The following is a 10,848-nucleotide window of genomic DNA, read 5'->3' as shown; positions in this document are numbered from 1 at the left end:
ACGACGTCGTGGGACCAGGCGCTTCGTCGTGTCACGCCCGCAACGCGCGGTCCAGGAACGCGACCGCGAGGTCGACCACCGGGTTCGGGTCGACGCCCAGCAGCACGTGGTCCGCGCCGGGTACCGGCACCAGTTCCACCGACGCGCCCACGGCCACCAGCGCGTCCGCCAGCGCCCGGCTCTGCGCGAACGGGACCACGCGGTCCTGCTCGCCGTGCACCAGGAGCAGCGGCGGCGCGTCCGGCCGCACGTGCGTGACGGGACTCGCCGACCGGGCTTCGCGGACCCGTTCCGGCACGGGACCGCCCAGCAGCAACGATTCCGGCGAGGTCGGCTCGTCGTGCCCCATCGTCGCGAGGTCGGCCGGACCGTAGAAGTCCACGACCGCGCGCACCTCGCCGGTGCCCTCGGTGACGCCGTTGCCACCCTCGGACTCCGCGTCGGCGCCGGTCAGCGCGAGCAGCGCGGCCAGGTGACCGCCCGCCGACTCGCCCCACGCGCCGATCCGGTCGGTGTCGAGGCCGAGCGGCCCGCCGAACCGGCGCAGCCAGCGGACCGCCGCCTTCACGTCGTGCAACTGGCCGGGGAACGGCGTTTCTCCGCTGAGCCGGTACTGGACGCTCGCGAACGCCATCCCCGCGTCGAGCACCAGCCCGGCGGCGCGCCGGACCCACGGCGGCGACCCGACGTGCAGGTGCGACCCGCCGAGCCACGCGCCGCCGTGGATCCACACGACCACCGGCACCGGACCGGATACGCGCGGCACGGTCAGGTCCAGGGTCAGCGGGCGGAACCCCGGCACGACGGCGTACCCGACGTCCCGGTAGCGGTCGTGGCCGTCGGGCGTCGGCTCGGCGGGTGGCGGTGCGAAGAACCGCGGTGCGGGCGGCATACCGGTCATGACACGCCAGTGTCGTAGCCGGCGAGGAAACCGTCCACCTCCGCCAGCACGTCCTCGAACCCGTAGTTGCGGAACGCGTACCCCTTCACCACGAACGGCGCGCCCGCGTAGAACAGCTCGTACTGCTGGTGCCGCCCGGCGAACTCGCTGCCCGACGCGTCCCAGGCCAGCTTGAACAGCTTGATCCGGTCCTGGGCGGGCGTTCCCGGGCTGAACACGTACCGGTCCAGATCCGCCCGGGTTTCCGGACTGGTCAGGTCGTGCACGCTGGAGGGCACCTGGAGCACCCCGCCGCCCACCAGGTCGCGCAGGATCGCCAGCACCCTCGGGTACAGCTCGGCCTGCAACCCCATCGCGCCGTACAACGCGCGGGTGCCCGGCCGCCACAACCCCCGCTCGTCCGGCGCGGCGGTGTACTCGGCCGCCAGCACGGCCGATTCGACCAGCGACACCAACGATGCCAACTCGCCGAGCTTCTCCACCACGCCGGGGAACCTGTCCACCCCGTTGACCGCCGCGACCTTGCGCGCGATGCCCGCCAGGAACTGGAGTTTCACCGAGAACCGGATCTGCGCCTGCCAGTTGCCCAGCACGTGCGCGCCGGTGTCGAAGAACTGCCGCCGCAACCCGGCGACGTCCCGGTAGACGAACACCCGGTCCCACGGCACGAACACGTCGTCGAACACCAGCAACGCGTCGGTTTCGTCAAAGCGCGAGGTCAGCGGGTAGTCGAACGCGCTCGTCGCGGCCGGTGCGTACGGCCGTCGGCACAGCAGCCGAAGTCCTTCCGCGCCAACGGGAATCGCGAAGCTGATCGCGAAGTCGGCGTCCTCCTCGGTGAGGGGCTTGATGCACGACACCAGGATCTCGTCGGCGACCGCGCCACCGGTGGCCAGCATCTGCGCGCCGCGCACCACGATCCCGTCGGGACGCTCCTCGACCACGCCCACCTGGACGAACTCGCCGTCCCACCCCGACGCGGTGGTCGCCCGGGACACCTGGGGCGGGATGATCGCGTAGGACACGTAGAGGCTCTCCGCCGCGACCTTCCGCCGGTACGCCACCACGTTGTCCGCGTAGTCCCCGAACGCCTCCGGGTGGGAGGCGAACGCGGAGAGGAACGCGCCCACGTGGTCCGGGCTGCGACCGACCCAGCCGTGGGTCGACCGGGCCCAGGTCGTCGCCGCCTCGCGGAACGCCGTCAGGTCCTCCCGACTGCGCGGCGGCACGAACAACCGGTTGACCGTCTCCCCCGTGTCCGGGTCGACCACGCCGAAACCGCCGGCCGCGTCGTACAAGCCCGCGATCGTGCGCGCGATCGGCGCGAACGCCGGGTGGTCGGCGACACCGTCGACGGCGCGCCCGTCCACGAAGACGCGGCGATCGTCCTTCAACGCCGCCAGGTACTCGGATCCGCTGCGCATCAGGCGCTCCTCTGCTTCGTCTCGTACGCGTGGGTGAGGACCGGACCGCCCGGCACCTCGAGGTGCACCCGCCAGTACCGCCCGTAGGTGAACTGACCCACGAGCAGTGGCAAGGTGCCGCAGAACAGGACCAGGTCGCCGTCGACCGGCCCCAGCGCGGCGGTCATCCGGTCGAGCAGGTCGACGGGGTGGCGCAGCACGGCGACCCGGCCGCGCTGGTACTGCCAGCCGTCGACGCTGGAGTCGGCCAGCAGCCCATCCCAGTCCACAGTGGACGGATCCGGGCCGAGGTCGACCACCCGGTGGCCCAGCGGTTTGCCGCACGCCGCCTTGCTCGCCGCGATGTCGGCCTTCTCCCGCTCGCGGTCGGTGTGGTCGGACCCGACGCCGAGCAGGTACCGGCCGCCCGTCCGGATGAGCACCGGCTCGACCTCGCCCGAGGTCGACGCGCCGTCCACCGGCAGCACCGCGTCCGTGGTGACCAGCGCCGGGTCGAGGTCGTAGAACGCGGGCACGGTGGCGGGCGGCGGCACGCCGATCGCGGCCAGTTCGTCGATGTGGGCCTGCACGGCGGCGGTGTCGCGCGCGGTGTAGCCCGCGACGACGAGCCTGGCCGGTCGCAGCCGCACCTCCTCGCCGGTGCCGAGCACGTCCAGCGCGATCACGCGGTCACCCGCCCGAACCGCCGGTCCGCGAGCACCGGGAACTCGGCGCGAACCCGGTGCACCACACCGGGATCCACGACGCACGTCGTCACGCCCTCGTCCACGCCGGCCTCCACCAGCACCTCGCCCCACGGGTCGACCACCCGGCTGTGCCCGGCCAACCCGACACCGCCCTGGTCGCCGACCGCGTTGCACGCCACCAGGAGCACCTGCTGCTCCACGGCGCGGCACGAGGTGAACAGCCGCCAGTGCGCGAGCCGGGCGGCGGGCCACGCGGCGGGCACCACGACCGCGTGCGCGCCCCGGTCGACCAGGGCCCGCCACAGCTCCGGGAACCTCAGGTCGTAGCACGTCGTCGCGGCCAGCGGCCCGAAGGCGGTGTCCGCGACCGCCACGTCCTCGCCGGGCGTGAGCAGTTCCGCCTCGCGCGACCGGTAGCCGAACACGTGGATCTTGCGGTAGGTGTGCGCGAGCGTGCCGTCCGGCGCGACCAGCACGGCGGTGTTGAACAGCCGCCCTGCGGCGTCCCGCTCCACGACGCTGCCCAGGTGGACGTGCGCGCCGAGGTCGGCGGCCCACTCGCGGGCGGCGGCGACCGTCGGCCCCTCCAGCGGTTCGGCGTGCTCCTCGTAGGAGTCGAACGCGAAGTAGCCGGCGGCCCACAACTCCGGCAGCACGACCAGGTCGGCGCCCCTGGCCTCCGCGACGAGCCGACCGACCCGGCGTCGACGCGCGTCGGGCGACTCCTCGGGCGGGCTCGCGACCTGCACGAGCGCGATCTTCATGGCAGTTCCCCAACTCTGGTAGACAGCATGCATACAACCGGTGGGCAGACGGCGCCCACGGCGGCGAACGGGAGTGGCGCGAGCTAGCGGGCCGGAGCCCAGTCCAGGACGTCGAGCGCACCGTTGGCGGCGAACTCGCCCACGTTCGCGACGCCCTTGGCGAACACGTAGTTGCGCACCGTCGCGATCGGCAGGAACCAGGCGCGATCCACCACGGTCCGGTTGAAGGCCGCGGCCGCGGCGGCCTGCTGCTCCTCGGGCGCGGCGGCCAGCGTCGCGAACGCCCGGTCGATCTCCTCGTCCGAGCTCTGGAACGGGTTGAGCGGCGAGGCCGCGCCGGTGATGTTGAACAGCGCGCTGGCAAACAGCGGCGTGCTGAGCCGGAACGTGGTCGCGGAGAACTTCCGGGACGACAGGTCGGCCACGTACCGGTTGAGGTCGTTGCCGTCGGTCTGCACGGTGACGTCCACCCCGACCTTGCCCAACTGGTCCACCACGGCCTGGGACGCGGTGTTCATGCCGAACGTCAGCAGGTCGACCAGCTGGAACGAGATCCCGTCCGGGTAGCCGGCCTCGGTCAGCAGCCTGCGCGCCGCCGACGGGTCGTACTTCGTCAGGTCGTCCAACGCCGGGTCGTGGCCGTCCGTGCCGTCCGGCGCGATCTGGCCGACGGCGCTGTACCCCGCGCCCAGCGCGGCGGCCACCGCGTTCCGGTCCACGGCGTGGTTGAGCGCCTGCCGCACCTTCACGTCGCCCAACCCGGGCGTGGTCTGCCCGTCCCGGTCGACCAGGTACAGCGCCAGCACGCCGGGGTTGCCCTCCAGCACCGACGCCCCGGACGCCTTCGCCTGGTCCGCGAGCGTGGCCGTGGCGTTGAGGTTCACGTCGACCTGGCCGCTCGCCAGGGCCTGCACCGCCGAGTTCGGGTCCGGCACCACGCGGACGAGGACCTTCTCGTACCGCTGGAGTTCCGGCCGGTAGTAGTTCGGGTTCTTGACGAACGCGTAGTGGTCGCCCGCGATCGTGCCCGCCGGGTCGAGCGTGTACGCGCCGGCACCGAACGTCCTCGAGGTCAGCTGCGCCGGGTCGGCGAGACCCGTCGGACTGATCACGTCGCCCCAGTTCACCAGCTGGCTGAACACGTACGGCAGGATCGGGTTGGGCTTGTCCAGCGCCACCCGCACCTTGTCGCCGTCCGCGGTCACGTCGGTGATGCCGGTCAGGAACGGCTTCATGGAGCCGCCGTTGGCCAGGTAGTACTTGAGCGTGCCGACCACCGAGGCCGCGTCGACGGGCGTGCCGTCGGCGAACTTCACCCCGGGCCGCAGGGTCATCTCGAACAACCGGTTGCCCGTGCCGACGTAACCCCACTCGGTGGCGAGCGCGGGGGTGAACGAGCCGTCGGACTCGGCGCGGATCAGCGGCTCGTAGGACAGCCAGTGCACGATGCCCTGGACGCCCGAGCCGTTCTTGGCGGGGTCGAAGTTCTCCGGCGGCGCGGGCAGCGCGATGACGAGCGTGTCGTCGGTGGCCGCCGCGTTCGTGATGCCCGAGCAGCCGGCGGCGAGCAGCGCGCACACCGCCAGGAGGGCGAGTCTGGTTCTCATGGGTGGGTCCTTCCCGGACGGGTCACGCCGCGTCCGTGGTGCGGTTCGCCCGGCGCTGGGCACGCCGTCGGGCCTGGGCTTCGGGGTCCGCGACGGGCGCGGCGGCGAGCAGTGCCCGCGTGTAGGGGTGACGGGGTTCCTCGGTGACGTCCCGGACGCGGCCCTCCTCCACGATCCGGCCGTGGCGCAGCACCACGACGCGGTCGCAGACGTGCCGGACGACGGCCAGGTCGTGCGTGATGAACAGGTAGGACAGGCCGTGCTCGGCGCGCAGGTCGGCGAGCAGGTTGAGCACGTGGGCCTGCACGGACAGGTCGAGCGCGCTGACCGCCTCGTCGCAGAGGAGCAACCGGGGCGAGGGCACGAGCGCGCGGGCGATGGCGATCCGCTGGAGCTGCCCGCCGGAGAACTGGTTCGGGTAGCGGCCCACCACGTCCGGGTCGACGCCGACCCGGGTCAGCATGGCCGAGACCCGGTGGCGCGCCTGGGTTTTCGAGGTGCCGGCGGGCAGCGTCTCGGCCACCGCCTGGCCGATGGTCCGGCGCGGGTTGAACGACAGGTACGGGTTCTGGAACACGACCTGCACGACGCCCGCGAGCGCCCGCCGCGCCGCGCCCCGCAGGTGGGTGGTGTCCTCGCCGTCGATCCGGATCGTGCCGCCGGACACCGGGACGAGCCCGAGCACGGCCTTGCCGAGCGTGGTCTTGCCCGAGCCGGACTCGCCGACCAGGCCGACGCTGGCGCCGGGCGGGATGCTCAGCGACACGCTCTCCAACGTGGGCGGCGCGGACCGGCCGTACCGGACCTCGAGATCGGTGACGTTCAGCAGTGGTCGCACGCGCGCACTCCGCTCTGCTCGGGGGTTCCGCCGACCGGGACTCGCCGCCCTCGGGGAGGTTCGGCGTTCGCCCCGCGGCTCGGGCACCGCGATCCGGCCGGTGCGGGTGGGCACCGCGAGGGGGTTCCGCCAACCGGCACCCACCGCCTTCGCGCGAGGGTCGCGTCCGCCCCGCGGCGGCGCAGTCCGACCGCCACGCCTGAGACCAGCGACGATTCGGCAGGTACCAGACAGGCCGCATCCACCCCACGACACCGCGATCCGACCGCCACACCAGAGACCAGCGGCGATTCGGCGGGTACCAGACGGGCCGCGTCCACCCCACGGCACCGCGATCCGGCCGTCATGCCCGCGCCCCGATCGGCTGCCTCGGGTGCAGGCAGCGATACCCCGCCGCGCCCAGGGGTTCGGTCGTCATCCGCACCGGTCCCGCCTTGCACTCGGCGGTCGCGAAGGCGCAGCGCGGCGCGAAGCGGCACCCGATCGGTCTGCGGCCCGGTGGCGGCACGACGCCCGGCACCACCGGCAGTCGGGTGCCCGGCTCGGCCGCGCCCGGGTCCGCCGCCAGCAACGCCCGCGTGTACGGGTGGCGTGGCGCGGAGAACACCCGGTCCACCGCCGTGCGCTCCACGACCTGGCCCGCGTACATCACCACGGCCGTGTCGCAGGTGTCCGCGACCACGCCCCAGTCGTGCGTCACGATCAGCAGCGCCATGCCGGTCCGCTCGCGCAGTTCGCGCAGCAGGTCCAGCACCTCCGCCTGCACCGTCACGTCCAGCGCGGTCGTCGGCTCGTCGGCCACCAGCACCGCCGGGTCGCCTGCCAGCGCCCGCGCGATCGACACCCGCTGCGCCATGCCGCCGGACAGCTGGTGCGGGTAGCGGCCCAGCACGTCCGCCGGCAGGTGCACGTCCTCCACCAGTTCCAGCACCCGCCGGTCGACCTCCGCCTTCGTGGCCCGGTGGTGCGCCCGCACGGCCTCCCGCAGTTGATCACCGACGGTGAACAGCGGGTCCAGCGAGGCGACCGGGTCCTGCGCGATGTAGGCGATGCCGCTCCCCCGCACCGCCCCCATGCCGCGCTCGTCGAGCCCGAGCAGGTCCGCGCCCCGGTACCGCAACGCCGACGCGGTCACCACCGCGCCCGGCGGCAGCAGGCGCAGCACGGCCGAGATCGCCATCGTCTTGCCGCAGCCGGACTCGCCGACCAACCCGACCGCGCCGCCGCGGTGCAGGTCGAAACCCACGCCCTCGACCAGCGCCGTGCCGTCCTCCAGTCGCACGGACAGGTCGCGCACCGACAGCACGGCGGTGTCGTCCGGCGCCGAGGTCGGCGGCTCGGCCGGGCCCACCGGCGTCCGCATCCGCCGCCACGACAGGGTTTCCGACCCCGCTCGGTCGTCGGAGGCGTCCCGCAGCACGTCGCCGAGCAACGCGCACGCGATCGCGGTCAGGGCCACCACGCCACCGGTGGGCACGAGCATCCACGGCTGCCGGTAGATCGCCTGGGACGCCTCCGCGATCAACCCGCCCCAACTCGGCTCCGGCGGCTGCACGCCCAGTCCCAGGAACCCCAGCGACGCCTCGACCAGCAGCGCGGACCCGGCGATCAGCGACACCAGCGAGATCACCGGTCCCGCGACGGCCGGCAGCACGTGCCGCGCCAGCACCCTCGGCGTGGTCAACCCGGCGACCCGCGCCGCCGCCACGTACGGCTCCTCGCGGACGTGCCGCGTCGACGCGCGCACCACCCGGGCCAACCCGGCCGAGGACAGCGCGCCCAACGTGATCATCGCGGCGGACTCGTCGTGCGGGAAGATGGCCAGCACCACCAGCAGGATCACCACGGTCGGCATGGACAGCAGCAGGTCGCTCGTCCGCAGCACCACCCGGTCCAGCAGCCCGCCCCGGTAGCCCGCGAGCACCCCGAGCAGGCACCCCAGCACCACGTACACCAGCAGCGCCTCGCCCACCACCAGCAGGCTCACCCGGCCGCCGTGCAGCACCCGGCTCAGCACGTCGCGGCCGAGCTGGTCGGTGCCGAGCCAGTGCGCGCCGGTCGGTCCACTGTAGACGGATGCCAGGTCCTGGGCGCGCGGGTCGTACGGCGCGACCAGGTCGGCGACCAGGCAGGCGAGCACCACCAGCGCGAGCCACCCGAGGCACACCACGCCGACGGGGCGGCGCAGCACGGTCCGGAACACGCTCATCGGGTCACCGCCTGCGGCGTCAACCACGCGGTCACCACGTCGACCAGCACGTTGACCACGATCACCAGCACGGTGAAGCACAGCACCACGCCCTGGAGCACCGGCAGGTCGTGCTGCGCGGCGGCGGTCACGGTCAGCTGGCCGAGGCCGGGCAGCGCGAACAGCTGCTCCACCACCACCGAACCGCCGAGCAACCCGATCAGCACCACGCCGAACACCGACACCACGGGCACCGCCGCGTTCTTGGCCGCGTGCCGGAACACGATCCGCCGCGCGGACAACCCGTTGGCGCGCAACGCCCGCACGTACCCGCGCCCGAGCACCTCCACCATCGCGCCCCGGACCTGCTTGGCCACCACGGCGATCCCGCCGGCCGCCAGGCACAGCACCGGCAGCACCAGCGACAGCGCCCACCGGTCCGGCGCCTGGACCAGCGGCACGTACCCGGTCACCGGGAACCACGCGAGCCCCACCGCGAACACCAGCACCAGCACCAGGCCGAGCCACGGCGTCGGCACGCTCATCGCGACCACCGACACCCCGTCCACCGCCTTCGCGGGCGCACCGCCGCGCAACGCGCCGAACAACCCCAGCGCGCACCCGACGACCGCGATCACCAGTGCCGCCAGTACCAGCAGCGAGAGGCTGACCGCGAGCCGGGAGTCCACGATCGCGCTCACCGACTCGCCGGTGAACAGCGACCGGCCGAGGTCGCCGCGCACCGCGCCGGTCAACCACGTCCAGTACTGCTCGACCAGCGACCGGTCGAGCCCGAGCTTGGCGCGCAGCTCGGCGTAGGCGAGCGGGTCGGTGTTGGTGCCGAGCACCACCCGCGCCGCGTCGCCCGGCGTCAACCACGCGAGCAGGAACGTCAAGGCGGACAACAGGAACAGCAGCGGCACCGACCACAGCAGCCGGCCCGCGACCAGCCGGATCACGGCTCGCCGCCGCAGCGCGGCACGGTCGGCAGTCGCACGGCGGTGCCCGGCAGCACCCTGGCCCTGATGTCCGAAGTGGACTCGTCGGCCCGGGTGAGCGTCACCCCGAGCCGCAGCACGTCGCCGGGTTCCAGGTGCAGGTGCACCGGGTAGATCTCGACGTCGGCGGTGAACGGCCCGGCGGGCAGCGGCTCCGCGCGGTCGTGCGGGTGCCACGGCACGACCACGCCGCCGTCCGGCGCGAGGACGCTGCGCTCCCGGTCGACCGCCCGGTGCGACAACCGCAGCCGACCCTCGGTCACCTGGGTCGCCTCTCCGTCGCGCACCAGCGAGATCCGCGCGTGCAGGTCGGCGTCACCGCACCCCTCGACGTCGAGCGCCGCGGTCAACCCGACCTGGCCCAGCAACCGGGTCGGCTCGGTGATCGGCAGGTCGAACGCGGCCAGCTCACCCCACAGCCGCATGCCCGAGCCGGTCGCCAGGTCCACCACCAGCGGCACCGTCGTCGGCGGCGCGAACGGCGTGGTGGCCAGGCCTTCGGCCACCGGGACCTCCACGGGTTCGGCGACCGGCGACCAGGTGTCCCAGGTCGGTTCGGGCAGCGCGGCCAGGGTTTCCCACTCGTCGGTGCCGAACACCGCCAGCCGGACGTTGTCCTCGGTCGGGTCGGGACCCTCGTCGCGCAGCCAGAACCCGAACCAGGCGGCCAACTCGGCGGCCAGTTCCGGACCGACGGTCGGCTCATGGCTCCAGTTGCCGACGAACAGCCGCTTCGGCGCGGCGCTGGAGGCGAACCCCCGCACCGTGCCGCGCAGGAAGTAGTCCCGCCAGCCGCCGACGAACAGCGCGGGCGTGACGAGTTCGGCGAAGTCCACCGACGTGCGGTGGAACAGGTCGCCGTCGAACTCCGACTCGAGCAGGTCGACGTAGAAGTGCCGGAGACCGGCCTTGCGGGTGGCCGCGCGCTGGGCGTTGAGGAACGCGCCCGCGCCCCAGGCGGTGTGCGACGGGATGCCGCCGCGCTTCCACATGTCGCGGTAGGTGTCGGTAGGCGCGATCCACGGCGTGACGCACCGCAGGCCGCGCGGTTTCCGGGTGGCGATCAGGAGTTGGTTGATCCCGGAGTACGAGCCGCCGGCCAGCGCCGTGCGACCGGTGCAGAACACCTGGTCCGCGGTCCACTCCAGCAGTTCGGCGCCGTCCTCGATCTCACGCGGCGACAGCACGCCCTCGTACGGCCCGGTCGAGGCGCCGAACCCGCGCGCGTCGGCGACGAGGTGGTGGCAGCCCGCGTCGAGCACGGTGCGGGTGAGGTCCTCGAACTGGCCGGACTCCTTGCGGTACGGGGTGATCGTGACGACGACCGGCGCGGGTTCCGGTCCGGCGCGGTGCAGCAGCGCGGCGAGCACCGCGCCGTCGCCCACCGGGATGGCGAGTTTTTCGGGCATGGCGAAGAGACCTCGTGTTCGGGAGAGGGGAAG

At 73.4% G+C, this 10,848-nt stretch carries 9 protein-coding genes; all 9 read right to left on the bottom strand.

What is annotated here, in order from left to right:
• Window positions 1-31: 31 nt before the first annotated feature.
• The 9 genes from AB0G50_RS03585 to AB0G50_RS03545 all read right to left on the bottom strand — a co-directional run bounded on the left by AB0G50_RS03585 (window position 32) and on the right by AB0G50_RS03545 (window position 10,815).
• Window positions 32-901: an alpha/beta hydrolase gene (locus AB0G50_RS03585; RefSeq protein ID WP_360101819.1), complete on the bottom strand. Its 870-nt coding sequence runs from the start codon at window positions 899-901 to the stop codon at window positions 32-34.
• The gene (locus AB0G50_RS03580; protein ID WP_360101817.1) at window positions 898-2,325 is read right to left on the bottom strand and encodes a 4-hydroxyphenylacetate 3-hydroxylase N-terminal domain-containing protein; all 1,428 of its coding nucleotides are present in this window, start codon (window positions 2,323-2,325) and stop codon (window positions 898-900) included. The genes AB0G50_RS03585 and AB0G50_RS03580 overlap by 4 nt, the downstream gene beginning before the upstream one ends.
• Window positions 2,325-2,990: a DUF2848 family protein gene (locus AB0G50_RS03575; RefSeq protein WP_360101815.1), complete on the bottom strand. Its 666-nt coding sequence runs from the start codon at window positions 2,988-2,990 to the stop codon at window positions 2,325-2,327. Before AB0G50_RS03575 ends, AB0G50_RS03580 begins: the two co-directional genes overlap by 1 nt.
• Window positions 2,987-3,775, bottom strand: a complete 789-nt coding sequence (locus AB0G50_RS03570; protein WP_360101813.1) for a carbon-nitrogen family hydrolase — start codon at window positions 3,773-3,775, stop codon at window positions 2,987-2,989. The genes AB0G50_RS03575 and AB0G50_RS03570 overlap by 4 nt, the downstream gene beginning before the upstream one ends.
• A gap of 83 nt (window positions 3,776-3,858) precedes the next feature.
• The gene (locus AB0G50_RS03565) at window positions 3,859-5,382 is read right to left on the bottom strand and encodes an ABC transporter substrate-binding protein (protein WP_360101811.1); all 1,524 of its coding nucleotides are present in this window, start codon (window positions 5,380-5,382) and stop codon (window positions 3,859-3,861) included.
• A 22-nt stretch (window positions 5,383-5,404) separates the two neighbouring features.
• Window positions 5,405-6,220 (bottom strand): ATP-binding cassette domain-containing protein, encoded by an 816-nt coding sequence (locus AB0G50_RS03560; RefSeq protein ID WP_360101809.1) that lies wholly within the window; start codon window positions 6,218-6,220, stop codon window positions 5,405-5,407.
• 343 nt (window positions 6,221-6,563) lie between these two features.
• Window positions 6,564-8,429: a dipeptide/oligopeptide/nickel ABC transporter permease/ATP-binding protein gene (locus AB0G50_RS03555; protein WP_360101807.1), complete on the bottom strand. Its 1,866-nt coding sequence runs from the start codon at window positions 8,427-8,429 to the stop codon at window positions 6,564-6,566.
• Window positions 8,426-9,367: an ABC transporter permease gene (locus AB0G50_RS03550; protein WP_360101805.1), complete on the bottom strand. Its 942-nt coding sequence runs from the start codon at window positions 9,365-9,367 to the stop codon at window positions 8,426-8,428. Before AB0G50_RS03550 ends, AB0G50_RS03555 begins: the two co-directional genes overlap by 4 nt.
• The gene (locus AB0G50_RS03545) at window positions 9,364-10,815 is read right to left on the bottom strand and encodes a CocE/NonD family hydrolase (protein WP_360101803.1); all 1,452 of its coding nucleotides are present in this window, start codon (window positions 10,813-10,815) and stop codon (window positions 9,364-9,366) included. Before AB0G50_RS03545 ends, AB0G50_RS03550 begins: the two co-directional genes overlap by 4 nt.
• Window positions 10,816-10,848 lie beyond the last annotated feature (33 nt).

The organism is Actinosynnema sp. NPDC020468 (assembly GCF_040642015.1).
Taxonomy (GTDB): Bacteria; Actinomycetota; Actinomycetes; order Mycobacteriales; family Pseudonocardiaceae; genus Actinosynnema.
Note: the sequence above shows the minus strand (reverse complement) of the source record. Positions and strands in the feature narration are given on the sequence as shown.